The 23736-nt window shown below is 67.5% G+C and carries 24 protein-coding genes; 11 read left to right on the forward strand and 13 right to left on the reverse strand.

Annotation, left to right across the window (positions count from 1 at the left end):
* Positions 1 to 80 precede the first annotated feature (80 nt).
* From KQH53_11435 to KQH53_11450, 4 genes are all read left to right on the forward strand, one after another.
* Entirely contained in the window at positions 81 to 1703 is a 1623-nt protein-coding gene (locus KQH53_11435; protein ID MCB2227279.1) for an AAA family ATPase, read from the forward strand.
* A 68-nt stretch (positions 1704 to 1771) separates the two neighbouring features.
* A complete protein-coding gene (locus KQH53_11440; GenBank protein ID MCB2227280.1) occupies positions 1772 to 2026 on the forward strand; it encodes a hypothetical protein in 255 nt (84 codons plus the stop codon).
* Positions 2027 to 2058: 32 nt separating this feature from the next.
* A complete protein-coding gene (locus KQH53_11445; protein MCB2227281.1) occupies positions 2059 to 3177 on the forward strand; it encodes an NADH:flavin oxidoreductase in 1119 nt (372 codons plus the stop codon).
* Between the two features lie 13 nt (positions 3178 to 3190).
* A complete protein-coding gene (locus tag KQH53_11450; protein MCB2227282.1) occupies positions 3191 to 3595 on the forward strand; it encodes a hypothetical protein in 405 nt (134 codons plus the stop codon).
* On the opposite strand, the gene KQH53_11455 is transcribed toward KQH53_11450, so the two are convergent.
* From KQH53_11455 to KQH53_11480, 6 genes are all read right to left on the reverse strand, one after another.
* Positions 3579 to 4781 (reverse strand): hypothetical protein, encoded by a 1203-nt coding sequence (locus KQH53_11455; GenBank protein MCB2227283.1) that lies wholly within the window; start codon positions 4779 to 4781, stop codon positions 3579 to 3581. The genes KQH53_11450 and KQH53_11455 overlap by 17 nt on opposite strands.
* A gap of 14 nt (positions 4782 to 4795) precedes the next feature.
* Positions 4796 to 5953 carry a DegT/DnrJ/EryC1/StrS family aminotransferase gene (locus KQH53_11460; GenBank protein ID MCB2227284.1) on the reverse strand — a complete coding sequence of 386 codons (1158 nt, stop codon included), beginning with the start codon at positions 5951 to 5953 and terminating at the stop codon, positions 4796 to 4798.
* A gap of 699 nt (positions 5954 to 6652) precedes the next feature.
* Complete coding sequence (gene sat / locus KQH53_11465) at positions 6653 to 7855, reverse strand: sulfate adenylyltransferase (GenBank protein ID MCB2227285.1); 1203 nt, start codon at positions 7853 to 7855, stop codon at positions 6653 to 6655.
* A 302-nt stretch (positions 7856 to 8157) separates the two neighbouring features.
* Positions 8158 to 8925: a glycosyltransferase family 2 protein gene (locus KQH53_11470; protein MCB2227286.1), complete on the reverse strand. Its 768-nt coding sequence runs from the start codon at positions 8923 to 8925 to the stop codon at positions 8158 to 8160.
* 10 nt (positions 8926 to 8935) lie between these two features.
* Positions 8936 to 9715, reverse strand: a complete 780-nt coding sequence (locus KQH53_11475; GenBank protein ID MCB2227287.1) for a polysaccharide deacetylase family protein — start codon at positions 9713 to 9715, stop codon at positions 8936 to 8938.
* Entirely contained in the window at positions 9712 to 10821 is a 1110-nt protein-coding gene (locus KQH53_11480; GenBank protein MCB2227288.1) for a glycosyltransferase family 4 protein, read from the reverse strand. Before KQH53_11480 ends, KQH53_11475 begins: the two co-directional genes overlap by 4 nt.
* A gap of 105 nt (positions 10822 to 10926) precedes the next feature.
* Between KQH53_11480 and rnc the strand changes: the two genes are divergently transcribed.
* Positions 10927 to 11655: a ribonuclease III gene (rnc, locus tag KQH53_11485; protein ID MCB2227289.1), complete on the forward strand. Its 729-nt coding sequence runs from the start codon at positions 10927 to 10929 to the stop codon at positions 11653 to 11655.
* On the opposite strand, the gene wecB is transcribed toward rnc, so the two are convergent.
* From wecB to KQH53_11505, 4 genes are all read right to left on the reverse strand, one after another.
* Entirely contained in the window at positions 11652 to 12707 is a 1056-nt protein-coding gene (gene wecB, locus KQH53_11490) for a UDP-N-acetylglucosamine 2-epimerase (non-hydrolyzing) (protein MCB2227290.1), read from the reverse strand. The two genes, rnc and wecB, sit on opposite strands and share 4 nt — an antisense overlap.
* Positions 12708 to 12747: 40 nt before the next feature.
* Positions 12748 to 12960, reverse strand: a complete 213-nt coding sequence (locus tag KQH53_11495; GenBank protein MCB2227291.1) for a hypothetical protein — start codon at positions 12958 to 12960, stop codon at positions 12748 to 12750.
* Positions 12961 to 13076: 116 nt separating this feature from the next.
* Positions 13077 to 13400, reverse strand: coding sequence for a HigA family addiction module antidote protein (locus KQH53_11500; GenBank protein MCB2227292.1), 324 nt, complete (start codon positions 13398 to 13400; stop codon positions 13077 to 13079).
* Positions 13401 to 13420: 20 nt separating this feature from the next.
* A complete protein-coding gene (locus KQH53_11505; GenBank protein MCB2227293.1) occupies positions 13421 to 13708 on the reverse strand; it encodes a type II toxin-antitoxin system RelE/ParE family toxin in 288 nt (95 codons plus the stop codon).
* Positions 13709 to 14095: 387 nt separating this feature from the next.
* Here KQH53_11505 and KQH53_11510 point away from each other — a divergent pair, with 387 nt between their 5' ends.
* The 4 genes from KQH53_11510 to KQH53_11525 all read left to right on the forward strand — a co-directional run bounded on the left by KQH53_11510 (position 14096) and on the right by KQH53_11525 (position 18520).
* Positions 14096 to 15115, forward strand: a complete 1020-nt coding sequence (locus tag KQH53_11510) for a TRAP transporter substrate-binding protein (protein ID MCB2227294.1) — start codon at positions 14096 to 14098, stop codon at positions 15113 to 15115.
* Between the two features lie 119 nt (positions 15116 to 15234).
* Positions 15235 to 16275: a hemolysin family protein gene (locus KQH53_11515; GenBank protein ID MCB2227295.1), complete on the forward strand. Its 1041-nt coding sequence runs from the start codon at positions 15235 to 15237 to the stop codon at positions 16273 to 16275.
* A 3-nt stretch (positions 16276 to 16278) separates the two neighbouring features.
* Positions 16279 to 17649 carry an NAD(P)/FAD-dependent oxidoreductase gene (locus tag KQH53_11520; protein ID MCB2227296.1) on the forward strand — a complete coding sequence of 457 codons (1371 nt, stop codon included), beginning with the start codon at positions 16279 to 16281 and terminating at the stop codon, positions 17647 to 17649.
* Position 17650: 1 nt separating this feature from the next.
* Entirely contained in the window at positions 17651 to 18520 is an 870-nt protein-coding gene (locus tag KQH53_11525) for a C45 family peptidase (GenBank protein ID MCB2227297.1), read from the forward strand.
* Here the strand turns inward: KQH53_11525 and KQH53_11530 are convergent.
* A complete protein-coding gene (locus KQH53_11530; protein ID MCB2227298.1) occupies positions 18504 to 18788 on the reverse strand; it encodes a hypothetical protein in 285 nt (94 codons plus the stop codon). The genes KQH53_11525 and KQH53_11530 overlap by 17 nt on opposite strands.
* A 256-nt stretch (positions 18789 to 19044) precedes the next feature.
* Here KQH53_11530 and KQH53_11535 point away from each other — a divergent pair, with 256 nt between their 5' ends.
* Both KQH53_11535 and KQH53_11540 read left to right on the forward strand, forming a co-directional pair.
* A complete protein-coding gene (locus KQH53_11535) occupies positions 19045 to 20856 on the forward strand; it encodes a sensor domain-containing diguanylate cyclase (GenBank protein ID MCB2227299.1) in 1812 nt (603 codons plus the stop codon).
* A gap of 105 nt (positions 20857 to 20961) precedes the next feature.
* Entirely contained in the window at positions 20962 to 21171 is a 210-nt protein-coding gene (locus KQH53_11540; GenBank protein MCB2227300.1) for a TOBE domain-containing protein, read from the forward strand.
* Between the two features lie 76 nt (positions 21172 to 21247).
* On the opposite strand, the gene KQH53_11545 is transcribed toward KQH53_11540, so the two are convergent.
* Complete coding sequence (locus tag KQH53_11545; protein ID MCB2227301.1) at positions 21248 to 21964, reverse strand: tetratricopeptide repeat protein; 717 nt, start codon at positions 21962 to 21964, stop codon at positions 21248 to 21250.
* Between the two features lie 23 nt (positions 21965 to 21987).
* Positions 21988 to 23640 (reverse strand): nucleotide sugar dehydrogenase, encoded by a 1653-nt coding sequence (locus tag KQH53_11550; protein MCB2227302.1) that lies wholly within the window; start codon positions 23638 to 23640, stop codon positions 21988 to 21990.
* Positions 23641 to 23736: the final 96 nt, after the last annotated feature.

The following is a 23736-nucleotide window of genomic DNA, read 5'->3' on the forward strand; positions in this document are numbered from 1 at the left end:
TTATACTTTTCGGTAGCCGCCCTTTCGCAGCCCCGTAACCGAAACGTGTCATGGCCTTTGCCCAAGGTCCGCGATTAGCCATGAACCATAGGCCTTTTGGTTTACAACTCGACCCCTTCGGGCCGGAACCGGACCCCCGCTTCGTGGTGCTCACGCCGCCGCACCGGGAGGCCCTGGCCACCCTGGTCTATGCCTTGGACCAGCGGGAGGGCTGGGCCCTCTTGCACGGCTCGGCCGGCCTGGGCAAGACCACCATCCTCCAGGCCCTCATGCTCCAGCTCGGGCCGGAGGTCATCAGCGCGGTGGTGTCGCGGCCTTATCTCAAGGTGCTCCCCTTATGCAACCAGATCGCCCTGGCCCTGGGGCTGGGCGGCCCTTATGACAGCAAGGGCCCGTTTTTAGACGACTTTAGGTCCCGCCTGGATACCATGCGCGCCCAGGGCCAAAGCTTGCTCCTGGTCATCGACGATGCCCAGATGTTGCCCCCCGATCTGCTCACCGAGGTGCGCCTTCTGGGCAACGAGGACCAGGGTTCGCCCCGGGTGCTCAACCTGTTCCTCTCGGCCCGCCCGCTCATCCAGGTGCAGATGGAGCGGGGCCACGAGCTGGCCCTGCGCCAGCTCCTGCGCCGCCAGCCCAAGCTGCTCCCCCTGGACGCCGCCGAGGCCATGAACTACGTGGCCAAGCGCCTGAGCATCGCCGGGGGCGACCCGGACCTTTTCCAGCCCGACGCGTTGCGCCTGATCCACCAGGAAGCCCACGGGGTGCCCCGGGCCATCAACCGCCTCTGCGGCCTATGCCTGAGCGCGGCCGCCGAGGCCGGGGCCGCGCCCATCGGCCCGGACACGGCGCGCGCGGTCCTGGAAAAAGCCCCCCGCCTGGAAGCCGCGCCGGGGCAGGGCTGGCTGGCCCCGAACGAAACCGCTCCGCCCCCCCAGCCCATGCCCCTGGACCAGGACGGGTTCCCCACCCCGGAGCACCCCTGGGACGCCTGCGCCCATCCCCATCCCCGCCCGGAGCCGACCCCGGAGGAGCAGGCCCTGGAAAACCGCCTGATGAACCGCTGCGCCAACCTCTACCGGGGCCAGAGCTGGTGGGAGAAGACCACCGCCTTCACCGTGGAGTGGGACAACCTGCGCCGCCGCCGCCTGGGGCTGCTGGGCCCTGCCTTCCCCAGCTTCTGCCCCCGCTGGGTGGATGCCCGCTGGGGATCGCTGAACCTGGGACGCCGCGCGGCGGACTACGAGGGCGCCATATACACCGACTGGATCGCGGCCCAGTACCGCCGGGTGCTGGGCGAATCCCTGGGAGAGCTGCCCCTGAGCGAGCTGAGCAGCCCGGCGGCGGTGGCCTATTGGCGCGAGGAGGCGGCCGGCCAGGAGCCCGCCCCCCCGGCCCCGGTGGCCGCGCCCTTCGACGGCTGGGACGACTTCGACCCCGAACGGCCCGAGCACGCCGCCCACGCCGGCAAGGCGGTGGACGAGCTGTTCGACCTGGCCTCCTATGTCTGCGCCGACGAGCGCAAGACCGCCGAGGACCTGGTCACCGAGGCGGTGTGCCAGGCGGTGTTGCCCCTCAAGGCCCTGCGCGGCCTGCCCGCGGTGCAAAAATTCGTGTCTCAGTCGCTGAGCCGCCGCGCGGACGCCGCCCCGGCCCAGGCCTCCGAGCCGCCCCCCGGCGAACACCCGCCCCTGATCATCTAGCCCGGGCTTGACACGCGCCGCCCGGCGGGGGTTATGGTGAATCGATACCGGGATCAAGGGGGTTTGATATGTCCGAGCAAAAGGTGGGCGAGGTCTTCAAGTTCTTCGCCAAACCCATGGTGGCGGCGATCAAGATAACCGCCGGCACGGTGGCCAAGGGCGACACCCTGCACTTCGCGGGGCACACCACCGACTTCGACGCGCCGGTGGATTCCATGCAACGAGAGCACGACACCATAGAAGAGGCCGGGCCGGGCCAGTTAGTGGGCATCAAGGTGCCCGAGCGCTGCCGCCCCGGCGACGAGGTGTACAAGAAAGCCTGAGCCCCACACCGCCCCATCATCCGGAGCGCCTCATGAGCACCTATCCCCATCTCTTCTCGCCGCTGGACCTGGGCGGGCTGCATCTGAACAACCGCGTCACCATGGCCCCGCTCTATCTGGGCTACGCCCGGGCCGACGGCCTGGTCAACCGCCGCCTGCGCGACCACTACGCCGAGCTGGGCGCTTCGGGCGCGGCCATGATCATGGTGGAGAGCGCCTCGGTGCATCCCCGGGGCGCGGGCACCCCCTACACCTTGCGCGCCGACCACGACGAGTTCATCGATGGCCTGAGCCGTCTGGCCGAGTTGATCCACCAAGGCGGGGCCAAGGCGGGCTTGCAGATCAACCATGCGGGCCGCTTCGCCCACCATGGCGGGGTGCCCCTGGCCCCATCGGCGGTGCCGGTGGGCGAGATGACCCCCATGGCTATCGAACGCGACGATTTGCCCGAGCTGGCCGATTATTACGCCGAGGCTGCCTGGCGGGTGAAGCGGGCGGGCTTCGACCTGGTGGAGCTGCACGGAGGCACCGGCTACCTGCTCTCCGAGTTCCTCTCCCCCCGCACCAACACCCGCGGGGACGAGTACGGCGGCTCCCTGGAAAACCGCCTGCGCTTCCCCCTACAGGTGATCGAGGGCGTACGCCACGCGGTGGGGCCGGACTATCCCATCGGCTACCGCTATTTGGCCGACGAGTGGCTGCCCGACGGCTTCCAGCTGAGCGAAGCGATTTTGGCCGCGCCCATCCTGGCCCGGACGGGCCTGGCCTATCTCTCGGTCATGGGCGGCACCTACGAGTCGTTCTTTTTGCCCGAGCGCCAGGCCCAGGAAAAGGAGCCCGGCTACATGCTCTCCCTGGCCGCGGCAGTGAAAAAGGCGGTGGATATCCCGGTGATCGCGGCCGGGCGCATCCAGGACCCGGCCCTGGCCGAAAAGGCCATCGCCGAGGGCCAATGCGACCTGGTGGGCCTGGCCCGGGTGCTCCTGGCCGATCCCCGCTGGCCCAAGAAGGCATTGGAGGGCCGGGAGGATGAGATCGTGGCCTGCCAGCCCACCTGCAACCTGTGCTTCTCCCGGGTGGGCAAGGGCCTGCCTATCTTCTGCTCCCAGTGGCCGGCGGACAAGCGCGAGCGCTTCGCCACCCGCGACTAAACCGGAGAAAAGCATGCGCCTGCCCCGCCTCGCCCTGATCGCCCTGGCCGCTCTCGGCGCCCTGGGCCTGGCCCTGTCTCCGGCTCTGGCCGCGCCCTGCCTGGTCACCGCCACGCTGCCCGTGGCCGGAGCCGAGGCGGTAAACCCCGGCCTCAAGGCCATTACGGTCAGCTTCAACCAGGCCATGCTGCCCGGCTCCTGGTCTTTCGTGAAAAACCCCAAGCTGGGCCGCTTCCCTCGGCTGGCGGGCAAGCCTCAGTTCACCAGCCCCAAGACCTGCGTGCTGCCCGTGGCCCTGGAGCCCGGCGTCACCTACGCCGTGGGCATCAACACCGAGGGCTACGGCAACTTCCGGCCCGCCGCATCGCCCAAGACGCCCTGCGCCAGCTATCAGATGATTTTTACGACAGCGAAGTGAGAGGGGGCTCCTCGCCCCGGAGCAAGGACCACACCTCCAGCGGCTTATCAAAGCCCTTGAACTGGTGCGCCCCCCGGGGGTGAGCCTGCCACAGGTGCTTGGTCAGCTCGTGGGTGGTTTGGCTGATGAGGATGTCCCCGCCCGTGGCCAGGTCGGCCAGGCGGGCGGCCAGGTTGGTCACCGCGCCCGAGGCGGTGTAGGTCATGCGCGCGGCGCTTCTTCCCGCGAAGCGCGAGAAGCCCACCAACGCCTGGCCCGAGTTGACCCCGATGTTCACCCTCAGCGGCTGGGCCTGGTCCCCCAGCATCCGCCCATTGGCCGCGGCCGTGGCCTGGATGTCGAAAGCCGCTTCCACCGCTTTCTTGGCCCCGGCCGCCGGGTCGTCGTCCACGAAGATGATCATCAGCCCGTCCCCGGCGGTTTCGTTGATGTCCCCGCCCGAGCGCTGGATGGGGTCCACGAAGCTGGAGAAGTAGGACTCCACCAGGCCGCTGACCTCCTCCTCGGGCATCCGGCTGAACAGGCTGGAATAGCCCTCGATGTCCACGAACAATACCGACACCTGCCGCCACTGCTTGCCCCCGGTCAGGCCCTCGGGCTCCTGCTCGGCCAGGCGGCGCACCGCGTGAGGCACGAAGGGGGTGAGCGAGCTGAGGGTCTGGCCGATGCGCAGCTTCTCCTGGGTCACCTCCCAGTGCAGCTTGGCGGCCAGGAGATGGTTGCCCGCGATGTCGGCCATGTCGCGCATGAGGAAGAACTCGCGCCGGGTGAAGCGCGCTCCCGGCTCGATGAGCACCGTGCCCACGGCCAGGGGCTCGCCCCGCACCATGATGGGCGTGGCCGCCTCGGGCCCGGTCGATATGACCCCGCCGTCGGGCCGGGTCACCGAGCCCGCCTGATTGAGCACCACCGCCTTGTGCTGCCGTAGCGCCTTTTGCACCGCCGTGCGGTTGCGCTTGCAGCTCAGGCAATTGCGGGGGGTGTCGTAGAGATCGCATTGCAGGGGCCGGGTGTAGGAGCCGGCCTCGGGGTCCAGGAGCAGGATGCAGGCCTCCATGGCTCCGGGGATCAGGCGCTTGGCCTCGGAGCGCACCGCCTCCAGGATGTGGTTCACCTCCAGGTCGGCGGCCAGCTCCGCGCCCAGGCGGCGGTAGAGCAGGTAGCGCTCGCGGAAGTGCTTTTCCACTCGGCCTCCGGCCCCTAGTCTTTTTGGAGCAGCGCGGCGATCTTCTCCTGGTCGCTCCGTTCCAGGTAGGGGTGCATGGGCAGGCTGAAGACCCGCCCGGCGGCGAACTCGGCCACCGGGAAGTCGCCGGGGCGATAGCCCAAATGCTCGTACACCGGCTGCAAGTGCACCGGCTCGGGATAGTGCACCGCGGTGGGCACCCCGGCCGAGGACAGCTTGTCGCGCAAGGCCGCGCGGTGCTCGCCGTCCTTGGCCAGGACCGAATACTGCGCCCAGGCCGACACGCAGCCCTCGGGCAGGCGCGGGGTCTCCACCTGGCTCCCGGCCAACAGCTCGCTGTAGCGCGCCGCCGCCTTGCCCCGCAGCTCCAGCTCCTCGGAGAATATCTCCAGCTTGGCCAAGAGCACCGCCGCTTGCATGGTGTCCAAACGGGCGTTGAGACCGATGCGCAGGTGCTCGTAGGCGTGGCGGCCGCTGCCGTGCACCCGGAGCGATACCATGCGGTCGGCCAGCTCAACGTCGTCGGTGAAGACCATGCCGCCCTCGCCGTAGGCCCCCAGGGGCTTGGCCGGGTAGAAGGAGGTGCAGCCGATGGCCCCGAAGCTCCCGGCCGCCTTGCCGCCGCGGCTGGCGCCCATGGACTGGGCCGCGTCCTCGATCACCGCCAAGCCCTCGGCCTCGGCGATCTCGCCGATGGCCGCGTAGTCGGCGGGCAGGCCGTAGAGGTCCACCGCCACTACCGCCTTGGGCTTGAGCGGCCCCACGCCCGCCTCGGGCAGGGGGTGCAGGCGCGGGTCGCCCTTGCGCAGGGCCACCACCGCCCGCTCCAGCTTCACCGGGTCCAGGTTGAAATCCTCGCTGGCGATGTCCACGAACACCGGGGTGGCCCCCACCAGGCTCACCGCCTCGGCGCTGGCGAAGAAAGTAAAGGCCGGCACCAGCACCGCGTCGCCCCGCCCGATGCCCAGGGCCATGAGCGCCAGCAAGAGCGCGTCGGTGCCCGAAGCGCAGCTCAGGGCGCGGGCCGTGCCCGCCCGCGCGGCCATCTGCTTCTCCAGCTCGCCCACCTCCGGGCCCATCACGTAGGCACCGTGATCCAGCACCTTTTTGAGGTTGGCTTCGATCTTCTTGCGGATGCGCTTCTGTTGGGTGGCCAGGTCGATGAACTGCATGGTTTGTCGGTCTTTCTCTCGGGTTTCCGGCGGTTCGCTCGCCCCGCCAAGGGGCTTGTCACATTTTAACCCATGAACCGCCCCGCGCCACCGTCCCTCGTTCGTGGCGGCCGACCTTGCATGGGAAAAGACAGGAAGAGGTTGGTGAACAAAGTCTGCCTGGCTGATCCGTGGGTCAAGATGGCGACTGGTGGCTGGGGGTGGCAGCCGGTGTCACGTTGTGGCAGTCCGTGGCTGCTCCCGGCTACCGTCCCTCTGTTACGAGAGCATCCGCCGCACCCCTGCCCAATACAGAAACGGAAGGTCATTGCGAGGGCCGCCGCTTCTCGCGATTACTGACTTTTCCTTTGTTCCGCTTCCTCCTCGTTTCCCCCAAACCCCCACCGGCGGGGTCGGCTCGGGGCCGGCATCTCCCCAAATCACCCCAGCCTGCCTCCCTCGGGCCGGTTGACATTTTGCCGAACCCATCTCCATTCGCCCAGGTCAGCGAGAACGCCCTGCCAACGAGCCTCCCTCGTTGGCCCCACCCCTTATGCCGGCCCTGGGTGACCCCGGCAAAAAAGCGCCCTTCTTTTTCTTTTCTTCCCCCCGGATCGTCCGGGGGCCGGCCTAAAAAAGAACCCGCCCCCCGGTTTGCACCGGAGGGCGGGTTTACTTACTCAATCGCTCAGCGGCCGGGGCCGCTAAGCCACAGGCGGCTTACTTGCCGTCGATGGACTGATAGTAGTCCATGAGGATCTTGGCCACCTCGGGACGGGAGAACTCGGGCGGGGGCGCGATGCCCTGGCCCAGCATCTCGCGGACCTTGGTGCCCGACAGCAGGACGAAGTCTTCCTTGGTGTGACCCTCGGGAGCGTCCTTCATCATGATGACCTTGTCCAGCTTCTTGGAGTAGGCGGTGTGGTCGGCCTTGTAGATCTCGATGTCCAGGGCGTCGGCCGGCACCTCGTCGTCGAAGATGGTCTGGGCGTCGAAGCCGCCGTAGTAGTCGCCCACGCCAGCGTGGTCGCGGCCCACGATCAGGTGGGTACAACCGGTGTTCTGGCGGAACACGGCGTGCAGCACGGCCTCGCGGGGGCCGGCGTAGAGCATGTCGAAGCCGTAACCGGTCACCAACACGGTGTTGGGCTCGAAGTAGAGCTCCACCATCTTGCGGATGCAGGCGTCGCGCACGTCGGCGGGAATGTCGCCGGCCTTCAGCTTGCCCAGGAGCATGTGGATCAGGATGCCGTCGCACTTCAGGTCGTTGTAGGCCATGCGGCAGAGCTCTTCGTGGGCCCGGTGCATGGGGTTACGAGTCTGGAAAGCCACGACCTTGGACCAGCCCAGCTTTTCCATGTCCTCGCGGATCTCGTAGGCGGTCTTGAAGGTGCCTTCGAAGTCCTTCTCGAAGTAGGAGTAGCTCAGGACCTTGATGGGACCGGAGATGCAGGTCTTGCCGACGCTGTTGAAGGCCTTCACGCCGGGGTGGGCCATGTCGTCGGTGCGGTAGATCTTGTCGGTCATCATGGCCATCTCCTCATCGGAGAAGGTCTCGACGGCCGTGACGTCCTGGATGGCCAGAACCGGGTTGCCGGCCACGTTGGGGTCGCGCAGGGCGATGCGGTCGCCGGCCTTGATGGCGCCGGCGTCCTCGACCATGTTCAGCACCGGGGTGGGCCAGAACAGGCCGGAGGCGGTCTTCATTTCCTTGGCCACGCCCAGGGCGTCGGCCTTGCTCATGTAGCCTTCCAGGGGGGTGAAGTAACCACCACCCAACATCACGGCGTTGCCGGCCGCGGCGGAGCTGACGGTGATCGAAGGCAGCGACATGGCCTCCTTGGCCAGATCGGCGCGCTGAGCCTCGTCCATCACGAACAGCGGCTTCAGATTACCGCCGCCATGGGGTTTGATAAGTGCCATTTGATAAAGCCTCCTTACGCTGGTTACATGCGCCCCACGACGGGGCGCCCGCCGCGAGGCGGGTAATTCCTATCGATCTTCATTGTCCGGGCCGGCGGCCCGGCGTAGCTTGCACCGGCCACCTTGTGCCTTTTGGCACTTTAGTGGTCAAAAACTTGGGGCCCAGTAGGCCCTCTCGGTTCACCCCGGCCGCCGGCTAACACCCGCCGCCAGAGTTCTCGTTCCGGTTTATACGAGTCTTGGCTACCTTAAATAGAGTGTCCAACGGTGTCAAGCCTAAAGTAGATGGGCGTAAGGGGAGTTCAGGCCTCCTCGCGCTCCCGGCGCAGCTCGGCCAGACGGGCGTATTTACGCCAGGTGTAGCCCGCCTCCTCCCGCGCGGCCCGCCATCCGGCGGCCCCGTCCAAGAAACCCAGCCGGATCACATACCTGGACGCGAAATTCCCCACCGCGTGCAGCGCCCCGGCCAGCTTGCCCTCGCTGCGCCCGGCGGCCAGCATGTTCCGAGCCCCGGCCTCGGCATAGCGGGCGGCCCGCTGGCGGTATTCGTCCACCGAATCATAGGAATAATGGTCGTAGAGGCACTCGTGCAGCCGTCCCACCGGGCCCTGAACCTCCAGGCGCTCGTGCACCTCCTGGCGGGCCCAGCGGGCCGAACCCCGGCGGTAGAGGCGCAGGTTCCATTCCGGGTAAAAGCCGCCCCAGCGCAGCCAGGACCCGAAGAACCACACCCGGGAGGGGAGGTGGTAGGCCTCCACCCCGGGCTCGGGGTTGGCCTTGAATCCCTTGAGCACCTGGATGCAGGTGTCGTTGATCACCTCGTCGGCGTCCAGCATGAGTATCCAGTCGCCGCTGCATTTTTCGGCCAGGAAGTTGCGCTGGTCGGCGTAACCGGTCCAGGCCCGGTGATAGACCTTGGCCCCGGCCTTTTCCAACAATTCCACCGTGCGGTCGCTGGAGCCCGAGTCCACGGCCACGATCTCGTCGGCCACCGCGGCCACGGCCCCCAGCCAGCGAGGCAGGTTCTTTTCCTCGTTCTGCACGATTATGGCCACCGACAGCTTCAACATGGCTTTTAGCCTACCACCGGCTCTTGGCGCGGGTCAGCTTGAGGCCGAAGTCCAGCCCGGTGTCCGAGCGCTTGACGATGATGCGACCCACGGCCAGGGGGTCGCTGGCATCGTTGAGCATGGCGGGCTTGGTGGAGCAGGCCGCCGCGAAGCCCGCCGCTTTCACCGCGTGTTGCACCCGGTGGTCGAACAGGCCGTAGGGATAGGAAAATACCTTGGGCGGCTCGCCCAGCAGTTCGGCCAGGGTGTCGCGGCAGGCGGCCAGGTTGGCGGATAGCGCCTCATCGTCCAGGCTGGTCAGGTCCACATGCTCGTGGCCATGCCCCCCGAACTCCACCCCCTGGGCTGCCAGCTCCCTTATCTGCTCGGCGCTCATCAGCGGCGCGCTGGGGATGCCCTTGTCCGCGTCCCATACATTGGAGCCCGCCAGCTGGCTGGTCACCACGAACACCGTGGCGTTCATGCCCCGCGCCTTGATGAGCGGCCAGGCGGTTTCCAGGAAGTCCTGGTAGGCGTCGTCAAAGGTGAGCACCGCCGCCTTGGCCGGGCGGTCGGGCCCCAGGGCCCGGCCCAGGCTGATACCGGCGTAGCCCCGCTTTTGCAGGAGGTCCAGCTGCGCGGCCAATTGCTTGGGCCGCACCCGGAGCTTGGGCAGAGGGGTGTTTTCTAGGTCTTCGCGAATCTGGTGGTACATGAGCACCGGGGTGCCCGTCTGCCGGGGCCGCCACCAGTGCCAGCGGGCCGAGAAGCCCGCCGCCCCCAGGCCGGCCGCCAGCCACCACCAGATCATGCGGCCCCCTTGGCGGCCAGCACCTTGGTGTAGATGGTCTCGGTGAGGGTGAGCATGTGCTCCAGGGAGTGGGAGGCCAATACCATCTCCCGCCCTTGCCGGGCCAGGCGCGCGGCCAGCTCAGGCTCGTCCAACATGCGGGCCACCCCAGCGGCCAGGGCCGAGGCGCTGCCCGGCTCCACCAGGATCCCGGTGTCCATGTTGCGCACCACCTGGCCCACGTCGCCCGCATCGGCGGCCACCACCGGGCGCTCGGCGGCCATCTGCTGGAGCACCGCCTGGGGCACGCCCTCGTTCTTGTCGCTGGCCAGGACGCACACGTCGCACAGGGGCAGGATGCGCTCCACGTCCGGCCTCATGCCGGTCATGCGCACCGCGTCCGCGAGCCCCATGCTCTGCACCAAGGCGCGAATCTCCTCTTCCTTGGGCCCGCCGCCCACCAGCATGAACTGGATCCGGCGGCCGGCGGCTAGCAGCTCCTGGGCCATCTGCAAGAAGAGGTCATGCCGCTTCCAGGAGCGCAGGATGGCCACGATGGCCACCACCGGCGTCCCCGGCTCGAGGCCCAGCTCGCGGGCCAGCCCGGGGTCGGGCTGGGCGGGAGCGTAGCGGCTGGTGTCCACCCCGGTGGGCACCGAGAACACCCGGGCCGCGGCCAGGCCGTAGTCCTGGATCAGATGCCGCCGGATGCCTTCCCCGGTGGTGGTCACCGCCTGAGGCAAACGGTAGACGAAGTTGAAGGGATGGTTGGGCACCTTGGCCGAGAGGTGCCGGGTGCGCACGTTGGCCACCCCGCTCAGGCGGCAGGCCATGCCCCCCACCCAGCCGTCCACCGAGGAGTGAGTGTTAAGAACGTCGGTGCGCTCGCGCTTCATCAGGGCCATGAGGCCCCGGATGGCCGCGAGGTCCCAGGGGCCGCGCATGTCCAGGGGATGAAAGACGAGCCCGGCCTCCTCGGCGGCCTGCCGCAGCTTGCCGATGGGGCAGCCGCACAGGGCCACCTGGTGCCCCCGGGCGGCCATGCCCTGGCACTCGGTGAGGATGCGGATCTCCTGCCCACCCCAGCCGTTGGACCATTCCGTGTGAATTATGTTCAGAGGCTTCATGCTGCCTGTTCTTACGCCGGGACAATCCCGGCGTCAACCTTTGGCCCGGCGCGGCCTATCCCGGTTTGACATTCCCGCTTCATAGGCCGATACTGCACCCGGAGGATGTCCTTGGACCTGGAACAAAGTCAACTGCTTAAAGAGCTTTGCCGCCGCTTGGGCCATGAGTTCGCCAACCAGGCCCTGCTTCGGCAGGCGCTCCGGCACTCATCCTACATCCATGAGCACCCCGAAGAGGACGGCGACAGCTACGAGCGCCTGGAATTCCTGGGCGACGCGGTGCTGGAGCTAAGCATCACCGAGATGCTCTTCGCCCGCTTCCCCGAGGCCAGCGAGGGCCAGCTCTCCAAGGCCCGGGCCGGGGTGGTCAACGAGAACCGCCTGGCCTCCACCGCCCGCGACCTGGGCATCGGCCCCTGCCTTATGCTGGGGCGCGGCGAGGAGTTGCAAGGCGGACGCGACAAGCCTTCCATCCTGGCCGACGTGGTGGAGTCCCTGGCCGCGGCCATATACCTGGACGCCGGCCTGGAGGCGGCCCGCCGGGTGCTCCTGGATCTCCTGGGCCCGGCGGCGGAACGCGCCCTGGAGCGCGCTCCCAAAAAGGACTTCAAAACCCGCCTGCAAGAGGAGGTTCAGGAGCGCCTGCATCTGACCCCGGTCTACGAGATGATCGAGGCCGAGGGCCCGGACCACGCCAAGGTCTTCACCGTGGCGGTGATCATCGGCGAGCGCTCCGTGGCCTCGGGCAAGGGCCGCAGTAAAAAAGAGGCCGAGCAGGAGGCCGCCTGCGCGGCCCTGGACTGCTGGCGCGACCTTTCCCCGGACGAAGCCTAAACTCCCAGTTGCAGCCGCAACGACTCCGCGCAACGATCCGCCGTATGCCCGTCCCACAGGGGCGGCACCTGGCCGTGGGGCCAGTCCCCGGCCAGGACCTCGCGCACCCCGTCGCCGATCTGCTCCACCGTAACCAGCCGGTTGGTTCCCAGCTCCACGGTCACCGGCCGCTCGGTGGAGGGCCGCACGGTCAGGCAAGGCAAATGCAGATAGGTGGTCTCCTCCTGGATGCCGCCCGAGTCGGTAATCACCAAGCGGCAGCCCAGCACAAGGCTCATGAAATCCAGATAGCCCTGGGGCTCCAGCATGATCAGCCCGCCCGCCTCGATGAGCCTGCCCAGGAGGTCGAAGCTCTCCAGACGCGCCCGGGTGCGGGGGTGGGCCGGGAAGACCAGGGGCAATTGCCCCGCCGCCTCGGCCAGGGCCTCGGCCAGCTTGGCCAGGGCCTGGGGATGGTCCACGTTGCCCGGCCGGTGCAGGGTCACCACGCCGTAGCCGCCCTGGGCCAGGCCATGGGCCTCCCAGGCGCGGCGGGCCTCAATGGCCGGGCGCACCATCTCCAGCGAGTCGATCATGATGTTGCCCACCAGCTCCACGCGGGCCGGGTCCACCCCCTCGCGGGCCAGGTTGGCGTCGCCGTCGTCCGAAGGCGTCCACAACAGATCGGCCAACTGGTCGGTGAGGATGCGGTTCTGCTCCTCGGGCATGTCGCGGTCCCAGGAGCGCAGCCCGGCTTCAAGGTGAGCCAGGAACACCCCCGCCCGCCGGGCCACCAGGGCGCAGGCCAGGGTGGAGTTCACGTCGCCCACCACCACCACCGCGTCCGGCTTGGGGCCCTCGTTGATCAGCTTTTCATAGGCCATGAGGCAGCGGCCGATCTGGTCGCCGTGGCCGCCGGAGCCCACCCCCAAATGGGCGGCCGGGTCGGGCAGGCCCAGGTCCGCGAAAAACGCCGCGCTCATGTTGTAGTCATAATGCTGGCCGGTGTGCACCACCGCCGGGCAACACCACTCCAGGGGCTCCAAGGCCCGGTAGAGCGGAGCCACCTTCATGAAGTTGGGCCGGGCCGCGGCGATGAGATGCACCAGCTTCTCAGCCACGCCGCCCTCCCCGGCTCGCGGCCAGCCACCAAATCAGCGGCGGCGCGGTGAGCAGGATCAAGGCGGCCAGGCCCATCTGCCAGCCGCCGGGGAACATGGCCGTGCTCCAGGCGATGAGGGCGTAGAGCCCCAGGATCCCGCCCGCGATTACCGCGATCAAGGCCGCCTTGCTCCCTTGCTTGGCCTGGGTCTGCTCTTTGTCCATGCCGCCTCCCGGTCGTGGCTCCCATATTAGCGTTTAGCGGGGCAAAAGGACAGGCCCCGGAGCGTGAGTTCCGAGACGCCAGGAGACAGAAAAATGGTTGGGAAATAAAAAGCCCGTCAGGCAGAGGCCGCGCTGGGATGCACCTTCACCTCGCGCTCCAGCCGCCCGGACAGCTTTTGGCGGGCGGTCTCCAGGTCAAAATCCTCCTGCAGGCCGGTCCAGAACCTGGCCGACATGCCGAAATAGCGGGCCAGGCGCAGGGCGGTATCCGCGGTCAGGGCCCGCTTGCCGTGCACGATCTCATTGATGCGGCGCGGCGACACCCCGAGGTCGCGGCCCAGGCGGTTCTGGCTCAGGCCCAAGGGGCGCAGGAACTCCTCCAAGAGCACCTCGCCGGGATGCACCGGCGGGAGTGATTTTTCCTTCCTAACCATTTCCATCCCTGCCTTACTCGTAAGCTTCAATGATAATCGACCATTTCCACTTCATCTGCCGTGGCGTTCGCTTCTTGCCAGACGAAGCAGATGCGAAAGCGGGCATTGACCCTGATGCTGTAGGAGCCTTGCCGGTCGCCCAGCAAAGCCTCTAGCCGGTTGCCTGGCGGTACCCGTAAATCGTTCAAGTCCGCCGAGTGATGAAGCATCATCAGCTTGCGCCGGGCTGCCCGCTGCACCTCCGGCGGGAAACGCCGGGACACCATGCCTTCGAAAATTTTGCGCGTCTCTTTGCACTTAAACCCAACTATCATCTTCCCCCCACCTGTCCGCTTTGCGGACAGCCAACTAATTTATATAACGCGTAACGTTATATGTAAAGATTTTTTCCACCAATCGTTGACCCCCAAAAATCCTTCTTGCCAGGCGATACGGGCCGTGCTACAAACCTCTGCGAGCCGGGCCACCGCCCGGCCGCCCATCGTGGCAAGGAGATATCGCCGGCGACACCATGAGCAACAGCATCTCCCATAGCTCCCCCGCCCAGGCTTATCTCTATTCCTACGACTATCGGCCGCCCCGCGGCTGAACTACCCCCATACATACACCCCCATACCCCCTTTTTAGACCGACAGCTATATAGGCGCGCCCGGAATCTGTGACCATAAGCGCGGGCCGCCGCCCTCAACTTGGAGTGCGACATGTTTATCAGCAAGCTCGTGCGGGCCTGGTCCCTGGCCCTGATCCTTTGCCTGGGCCTGGCCGTGGCCGCCCCGGCCGCCACCACCCTGACCTACAGCAACTTCTTCCCCCCCACCCACGCCCAATCCAAGCTGGCCCAGGCCTGGTGCGATGCGGTGACCAAGGCCACCGACGGCGCGGTGAAGTTCCAGTACTTCCCCGGCCAGACCCTGACCAAGGCCAACCAATCCTATGACGGCGTGGTGGGCGGCATCTCGGACATGGCCATGGGCTGCTTCGCCTACACCCGGGGCCGCTTCCCGGTCATGGAGGCCGTGGACCTGCCCCTGGGCTACGTGTCCGGCAGCCAGGCCACCCAGACCGTGAACAACTTCTTCAAGCGCATGAAGCCCAAGGAGCTAAAAGAAGTTGAGGTGATGTACCTGCACGCCCATGGGCCAGGCCTGCTCTTTACCCGCTCGCGCCCGGTGGCCAAGCTGGAGGACCTGAAGGGCCTGAAGATCCGGGCCACCGGCACCTCGGCCCGCACGGTGGCCGCCCTGGGCGGCACCCCGGTGGCCATGCCCATGCCCGAGAGCTACCAGTCCCTGTCGCGCGGAGTGGTGGACGGCTCGGTCTACCCCATGGAGTCCAACAAGGGCTGGCGCCTGGGCGAGGTGGTGGAGCACGGCACCCTGTGCTATCCGGTGGGTTACACCACCACCTTCTTCGTGGTGATGAACAAGGACCGCTGGAAGGCGCTGCCGGCCAAGGTTAAGGAGGCCATCCGCAAGATCAACCAGAGCTGGATCGCCAAGACCGGCCAGGCCTGGGACGAGGCCGACCGCCAGGGCAAGGAGTTCTTCCTGGGCCTCAAGGGCCGCACCCTGATCAGCCTGACCCCGGCCGAGGCCGCCCGCTGGAAGCAGGCGGTGGAGCCGGTCTTGACCGGCTACGCCAAGCAGGTGAGCCAAAAGGGCCTGGACGGCGCGGCGATCCTCAAGGCCGCCCGCGAGGAAGCCGCCCGCCCGGTGCAATAGCGGATTCTCCCGCCTTACCAGGCGGCGCAAATTATGGCCGGGGCCGGTTAATATTCCGGCCCCGGCCATGGTATTCTTGAAGCTCAGGGCGGCGGAATTGCTGCGCCGCGGGAGAAGAAATGACCACCCTGATCATAGCGGTGACCGCGTCCATTCTGATCTCGGCGCTGTGCTCCCTGTTGGAGTCGGTGCTCTATTCCACCAGACTCATCACCCTGGAGGCAGCCGCCGCCCAAGGCAACCGCCTGGCCCGGGCCATGCGTGCCTTCAAGTCCCAGGTAGACCGGCCCCTGGCCGCCATCCTCATCCTCAACACCGCGGCCAACACCGCCGGCGCGGCCCTGGCCGGCTGGGCCGCCGGGCAGGTGTGGGGGGCGGGCTCCCTGTGGGCCTTCTCGGCCTTCTTCACCCTGGCCATCCTGCTGTTCAGCGAGATCATTCCCAAGACCGTGGGCGCGGTGTTCTGGCGGGTGCTGTGGGGGCCTTCCATCTACCCCCTCAAGATCATGGTGCTGGTGCTCCGGCCCTTCATCTGGCTGACCCAGGCGGTCACCGGGCTCATCACCGCCCGGCGCAAGAAGGGCTCGTCCATCAGCGAGGACGAGATCGTGGCCGCCGCCCGCCTGGGGGCCAGCGGGGGCGAGATCAGCCGCATGGAAGCGGAGCTGATCAACAACATCATCCAACTGGAAGAGATCACCGCCGAGGACATCATGACCCCCCGCACGGTGATGATGTCCCTGGACGGGGCGCTCACCGTGGACGAGGTGGAACTGCAGGCCCGCCACTGGCCCCACACCCGCCTGCCGGTCTGGCGCGACAATCCGGACCAGGTGGTGGGCTACGTGCTGCAAGACAGCATCTTCCGGTCCGAGAGCCGCGACCAGGACAGGGCCCTGTTCGAGCTGGCCAAGCCGGTGCGCTTCGTGCCGCCGGGCATCAACGCCCTCAAGCTGCTGGCCAGCTTCCTGGGTTCCAAGGAGCACCTGGTCATAGTGGTGGACGAGTACGGCGGGGTCATGGGTCTGGTCACTCTGGAAGACGTGATCGAGTCCCTGGTGGGCTCGGAGATCGTGGACGAGACCGACGAGGAAGTGGACCTCCAAGAAGCGGCCCGCCGCCGGGCCAAGGCGGTGCTCAAGGCCAGCCGGGAAGCATAAGAGATGAGCAACTTTGATTACGACGTTTTGATCATCGGCGGCGGGGGCAGCGCGGGATTTACCGCCGCCACCACGGCCATGAAGAGCGGGGCCAAGGTGGCCATGGTGGAGGGCAGCCGCCTGGGCGGCCTGTGCATCCTGGCCGGGTGTATGCCCTCCAAGACCCTTTTGCACAGCGCGGCCGAGGTCAAGCGCCTGCAAGTGAGCGGACTGGCCGCCTACCCCGAAATCCATCAATACACCCGGGGCGTAGTCAACTACCTGGCCACCGGGCGCGACGCAGCGGTCAAGGCCAAGGCGGCTAAAGGCCTGGAAGTGATCGAGGGGCGCGCCAAGGTCAGCGGCCCCCACGAGCTCATAGTCGAGGGCCGTGTGCTTAGCGCCAAAAGCATCGTCATCGCCACGGGCAGCACCGAGCAGGTGCCCCCGGTGCCCGGCCTGGCCGAGAGCGGCTTCCTGGACTCGGACGCCTTCATGCGCCTGGAGGCCCTGCCCGCCTCCCTGGTGGTCTTGGGCGGCGGCACCCAGGCGGTGGAGCTGGCCCAGTTCAGCGCGCGCATGGGGGTCAAGGTCACCATCATCCAGCGCAGCGAGCATCTCATCAGCAACGAGGACCCCCGGGTGGGCGAGCTCATCGCCCAGGCCCTGGAGGCCGACGGGGCCGAGGTGCTGGTGGGCACCGAGCTCAAGGCGGTCAACCGCTCGGGCGGCGGGGTCAGCGTGGAGTTCGAGCAGGCGGGGCGGCCCCGCTCCGTGAAGGCCGAGGCGCTGCTTCTCTCCCTGGGCCGCCGGGCCAACACCGACGATTTGGGCCTGGCCGAGGCCGGGGTGGAGTTGGGGCGCAAGGGCCAGGTGGTGGTGGACCGCTATATGCGCTCCAGCCTGCCCAGCGTCTATGCGGCGGGCGACGTGACCGGCGGGCCCATGGTGGTCAACCTGGCCGTGCAGCAGGGTAAGGCCGCTGGGTACAACGCCACCCACGACGAGCCCCGGGAGGTGCAGGACCGGGTGCTGCCCCGGGCCATCTTCACCGACCCCCAGTTCGCGCGGGTGGGCCTGAACCACGCCGAGGCCCACGCGGCGGGCCTGGATTTCATCGAGGCCGAGGAAGACCTGGGCGAGATGTCGGTGGCCCGCACCTACCCCCAACCGATAAGCGGCTACCTCACCCTGCGGGCCGAGCGCCAGGGCGGGCGGCTCATCGGGGCCGAGTTGGTGGCCCCCGAGGCCTCGCTGATGATCCACGACATGGCCGTGGCCCTCAAGATGAACGCCACCGCCGGAGACATCGCGGCCATCCCCTACATCCATCCCTGCCTGTCCGAGGCCAGCGAGTTTGCGGCCGGCGGCCTGGCCCGCCAGGTGGAAGACTGAGTTGACCCGCCGCCTGCTGGTCATCGCGGCGGTTCTCATCCTGCTGCTGACCGCCACGGCGGCCCACGCCTGCACCCTGTGGGGCGCGGTGGGCTCGCGCGCGGCCGGAGGCGGGGCCCTGGCGGCCAAAAACCGCGACTGGACCCCAAACAGCCCTGGCCGCTTGGAGCTGGTGAAGCCAAAGGAAGGCCGGGCCTACCTGGCCCTCATGGCCCGAGGCCCCAAAGGCTGGGGAGTGCGCGCCGGGATCAACCAGGACGGCCTAGTAGTGTTCAGCGCCTCGGCCTCGTCCCTGCCCAAGGCCCTGCGCCGCGAGGGCAAGGGGCGCAACCGCCGTTTGCTAGCGGGCTTCGCCTCGGTGGATGCGGTGCTGGCCGAGGCCGCCCTGTTCGGCGGAGCGCGCCCGGCCTTCTATTTTTTGGCCGACCCCCGCCGCCTGGCCGTGGTGGAGGCCGCCCCGGGCGGGGCCTACAAAATAACCAGCGCCCGCGACGGGGTGCTGGCCCACACCAATCATTACCTGGGCCCCGGCTTCGGCCAACACAACCTAAAGCCCGCCAAAAGCAGCCGGGCCCGCCTGGGCTTCATCGACAAGCTCCTGGCCGGGCACCCGGCCCCCTTTACCCTGGCCGATTTCCTGGCCTACAGCCAGGACAAGAGCAACGGCCCGGACCACAGCCTGTGGCGGGTGGGCTCCACGCCCCGGAAAACCCGCACCCTGGCCGGCTTCATCGTGCGCCTACCCGTGAGCGGCCCGCCGGTGGTGGAGGCGCTGGTGGCCAACCCCGGCCAGAAGCCGGAGCGCCATCGCCTGGTGCTCGACGCCGGGTTCTGGCGGGGCGAGGCGGGGATTATCAGGGGGTCTCGTTAGGCTCCGGCTTTTCGTCGCAGGGATACCAGCCCAGGGATTTCATGCAGTCGTTGTAGCGCACCGGCAGCACGCTGCCCAGCACGCCGGCCTTGTTGCGGCAATAGTCCTGGTCCGTGTCCAGGGTGGAATAGTCGTTTAGCTTGTTGCACCACTGGTCCGTGGCGCAGCCGCCCAGGGCGCAGAGCAGCAGCAAAGCGGCGGCCAGGGCGGCGGTGCGTCGAGTGGATTGGGGGGAAGAATTGAGCCTGCGCAAGGGTTGCCCTTTCAAGGTGATCCTTGGTGTTGTTCGGCGGAAAGCCGCCGACGGACAGGGATGAACGGGCAGGAAAGATGCGAACAGCAACCGGGCAGGCCTTTATTCCGAGTAGTATACCCGGTTTTGTTTTTCAAGGCCAAGGGCGCTCCACACGCCGCGCCGCATAAAAATCACCCTATCCCCGGGCGGCATTGTTTATACTCAGCAGGACGCCTCCGGGTACGCCGCCGGAGGGTTTCGCAAACGCGGCGACTGGTTTGAAGGTCTAATGCCGAACAACCTCGCGCACAGGCTGGGGGGCTTTTTCGCGGCCCTTGTGGTCTGCCTGCTCCTGGGCGGCCCGGCCTGGGCCGGGGCCATGCCCCTGCCCCCGGGCATGGACGGCGAGGACACCTTTCCCTGGACCTCGGTGCTCCACGACCCCACGGGCAAGCTGAGCGTGGAGCAAGTACGCGCCGAGCCCTGGGCGGGCCGCTTCCGCCCCTTCGCGGGCGGCCGCACCCATCTGGGGGTGGCCACCGGAGCCTGGTGGCTGCGCCTGGAGGTGCATAACGCCTCGGCCCAAGCCCGCTCCTGGCTGGTGCAACCCACCCATCCCCAGTTCGACCAGGCCGCCATGTTCTGCTTCCCGTCCGCCGGGCCACCCACGGAACTGAGCCTGGGCGACCACGCGCCCTTCACCGCCCGGCCCGTGCCCCACCAGACCAGCGTATTTCCCCTGCGGCTGGCCCCCGGCCAGAGCGCCACCCTCTACCTGCGCCTGGCCTATGTGGAGGCGGGCATCGCCGACGTGCGCCTGCGCGTATGGTCCCCCGCGCTCTTCGAGTTTCACCAGACGCTTCACGTGGCGGTCATGGCCCTGATGATCGGGGCCCTGCTCATGATCGCCCTGTTCAACCTGGTCATCGCCTTTTCCACCCGCGCCCCGGAATACGTCTGGTACGTGCTCTACATCCTGGCCGTGGTGGGCACCAGCCTGGGTTACCAGGGCCTGGGCTACCGCTTCTTTTGGCAGCAATGGACCTGGTTCACCGACACCGCGCCCATCTTGTTCCCGGTGCTCATCCTTACCCTCTCCTCCCAGTTCACCCGCTCCTTCCTCAAGCTCAAGCAGACCATGCCCCGCATGGACCTGACCATCAAGGGATTCATCGCCTTCACCCTGCTCATCCTGGCCGCCATGCTCCTGGGCTATCGCCGCGAGGCCATCATCGTCTCCAACTGCGCCACCGTTTTCAGCCTGGTCTTCCCGGTGCTGGGGCTCCGGCTGTGGCTGCGGGGCCGCCGGGAGGCCCGCTACTACACCCTGGCCTTCACCGCCTGGGTGGCGGCTCTGGCCCTGGTGTTCATGCGCTATTTCGGCTTCAACCGCTCGGAGCTGGTCAACAGCGTCCTGCCCTTTGTCTTCATGTTGGCGGAGGCGCTTTTGCTGTCCATGGCCATGGCCGACCGCATCAACATCCTCAGGGGGCAAAAGGATAAGGCTGAAAGGAGCTATCTGGAGGCCCTCAGGCAAGACAAGCAGGAGCTGGAGCGCCAGGTGCGGGAGCGCACCGCCGAGATCGAGCGTATGCACCAGCAGGCCCTGGAGGCCTCGCGCACCGACATGCTCACCGGCCTGCCCAACCGCCGGGCCTTTTATGACGGCGCGGCCCAAGAGCTGGAGCGGGCCGAGCGCTACGGCCGACCGGTCTCGCTGATCATGCTGGACATCGACCGCTTCAAGGACATCAACGACACCCAAGGCCACGCCGCCGGCGACGAGGTGCTGGGGCATCTGGCCGAGGTCTTGCGCCTTCAGATGCGCCGCAACGACCTGGTGGGCCGCCTGGGGGGCGAGGAGTTCGCCCTGGTGTTGCCCGAGACCTCGGCCGAGGAAGCGCTCAGCCTGGCCGAGCGCATGCGCGCCACCATGGCCGCCACCCCGGCCATGTACCAGGGCGAGGCCATCCCCTTCAGCGCCAGCTTCGGGGTGGCCCGCCAAATGCCGGGCGACAGCGTCGAGAGCCTTTTGCACCGGGCCGACCAGGCGCTCTACGCGGCCAAGGCCGCGGGACGCAACCGGGTGGAGGTCGCCTGAGACGCGCCGCCTTGCCATCCCTGTCCCAGGGGCGCATACTGGTTATATTCATAAAACGCTAACGCATCCTGGGCGGGGCTCCCCGCCGGTAAAAGGAGACTGATCATGAAGGTAAGCGCGCGCAATCTCATTCCCGGCAAAGTCAAGGAAGTGACCGTGGGCATGGTGGCCGCGGAGGTATTGGTCGAGGTGGCCCCCGGCGTAGAGGTGGTCTCGGTAATTACCAAGCACTCGGTGGAATCCCTGGGCATCAAGGAGGGCGCGGAGGTCAAGGTCATGGTCAAGGCCACCAGCGTCATGCTGGTCACCGACTAGACCCACGCCGCCTGAAAAAACAAAAGCGCCCCGCCATCTGGCGGAGCGCTTCTTATTTATCTGCTTGCTTGGGCGTCTAGCTGGCGGAGGGCTCCTCGCCCAGGGCGGTCAGGGCCGCGCGGGCCCGCTCGGCCAGGGGCGCGCCGCCGGGGGTGTCCCCGGCCTGGCCCAGCACCTCGCGGTAGAGCTGGGCGGCGGCCTTCTTGTCGCCGGCCGCGGCCAACACCCGGGCCCGGTCCAGCTTGTACATGGCCCCCAGGCTGGGTCCGGCCAGGGACACCGCCTTGGCATAGGCCTCACCCGCCTTGGAGTAGTCCTTCTGGCCTTCCAGGCCCTGGCCCAGGCCGTGCCAGGCCAGGGGGACCAGCTCCGGCGCCAGGCCGCTCTCCTGGGTCAGGGAGTGCAGGGTCTCCACCGCCTTGGCGTATTCGCCGGTGCTCAGGTAGAGGTCGCCCAGGGCCAGGCGGGCCTGCAAGCCGGCCGGGGTGGAGCCGTACTCGGCGGTCACCCTTTGCAGCTCGGCGCTCAACTTGGTCAGGGCGGCCTTGCCCGCGCTGCCCTCAACCGCCGCGATATAGGCGGTCATCACCGGGGCCAGCTCGGCGGCGGCCTTGCGCTCCTGCCAGTCGAACCAGGCCTTGGCGCCCAACACCGCCGCCGCGGCCAGGGCCACCACCGTGGCGCCCCAGAGCACCTTTTGCAGGTTCACCCTGCTCCAGCGGATAACCCGGTCGCTGATGGTTTGGAACTCGTCGGGCTCTTTGAGGAGCTTCTTGCGGTCCACCTTGGCCATGTTCGCCTTCCTTTAAATTATCTCTAGGCCTTTTGGTCGGCCTTCAACTCTTCCTTGATGCGCTTCACGTGGCCCCGGCCCAGGCCCTTGACCTCGCAGCCCAACTCAAGATAGCGCCTGATGCGCGCATCGTCCAGCAGGGCGAAGCAGTCCACCATTGCCACCGGCTTGCCGCAGGCGGCCACCACCCAATCCGGGTCCAGGCCCAGATACTCGGCGTGGCGCACGCACAAGACCACCGCGTCCGCCCCCTTGAGGGCGGCGGCCAGGTCCTGGCCCACCTCCAGGTCCTTGAGCCCCTCCTGGTTGCGGAAGAAACGGGCCCGCCCCGCGCTGGTGGCCGGGTACTCGTCCTGGTTGGCGAACTCCCACCACTTGAGCACATAGGGATCGTGCACCACCAGCTCGGCCCCCATCTCGGCCAGGCGCCGGACCACCAGCTCGGAGCCGGAGTAGCGGGTGTCGCCCACGTCCTCGCGGTAGGCCGCGCCAAGGACCACGATGCGGCTGTTGGGCACCAGGGTGCCCATGTTCCTCAGGGCGTCGCGCACCAGCCCGGCCGCGTGCAGGGCCCGGGAGTCGTTGATGTCGATGGCCATGGGGGTCATTTTGAACAGCGGCTGCTGGAAGCCCATGAGGTGGTGATAGGCCCACACCCCCAGGCCGCCGTCTTTGGGCAGGCAATAGCCGCCGATGCCCGGGCCCGGGAAGATCAAGTTGTTGTGGGTGGGCCTCATGCGGATGGCGTTGATCACCTTCACGATGTCCACGCCATTATTCTCGGCAAAGGTGCTCCATTCGTCCATGAAGGCCAGAATCGAGGCCCGGAAGCTGTTCTCCACGATCTTGGTGGTCTCGCTCTCCATGGGCCGGTCCAACACGGTCAGCGGATACTCCTCGGTATTGAGCACCTCGGTGAGGAACTTCTCCACCTTGTCCCGGCTCTCGGGGTTTATGCCCGAGCACACCCGCCAAAAGTCGCGGATGCTCCGCACGTACTCGCGGCCGGGCATGACCCGCTCGAAGGAGTGGGCCAAAAGGGGCTCGCTGCTGATGCCCCGCTTCTCGAAGGCCTTTTTCATGATGGGATGGGCCACGTACTCGGTGGTTCCCGGCGGCACCGTGGTCTCGATGAGCACCAGGCACTCGGGGGGCACCTTCTCGCCGATGATGCCCAGGCTGGCCTCCAGGGCGGCCATCTCCACCGTGCCGTCGGTCACGTTGGCCAGGGCGGCCTTGGAGTAGTCGCACTGCACGTCCACCACCACCACGTCGGCGTGGGTAAGCGCCTCGTAGGAAAAGGTGGCGGTTAGGGTCTTCTTGTCCTTGACGCAGCGGGCGATGGTGATGTCCACCTCGGGGTCCTCGGCCTTCACCGGCGACTGACCCCGATTGAGCAGAGGGATTTTCCAGAAGCTCCTGGTGCTGGGCCGCTGCATCCCGATGACGAATTTGCCGGGCTCGCCGTCCGGTCCCACGCTGTCGGCCACCACCGCGGCCATCACCGCGCCCACGAAGCCCACGCCCATGACCACCACGATCTCGCGGCCCATCTCCCTCTGGGCGGCCACCAGACCGGCCAGGCGTTGGTTCTCGGCCTCGTACTCCGCCTCGCCGGGAAGGGGAAAGGTTTCGCCTTCGGGGCTCAGGCTGACCTGGAGACGTTCTTGATCCATGGCGTGGGTCGCTCCCGCGGTTGCCGCCTCAGGGGCGGGGCCATATCTGGCCGGAAAAGGCGGCTTTTCCACCGCCTGCTACTCGCGATTTAAATC

The sequence above is a fragment of the Desulfarculaceae bacterium genome (assembly GCA_020444545.1).
Taxonomy (GTDB): Bacteria; Desulfobacterota; Desulfarculia; order Desulfarculales; family Desulfarculaceae; genus Desulfoferula.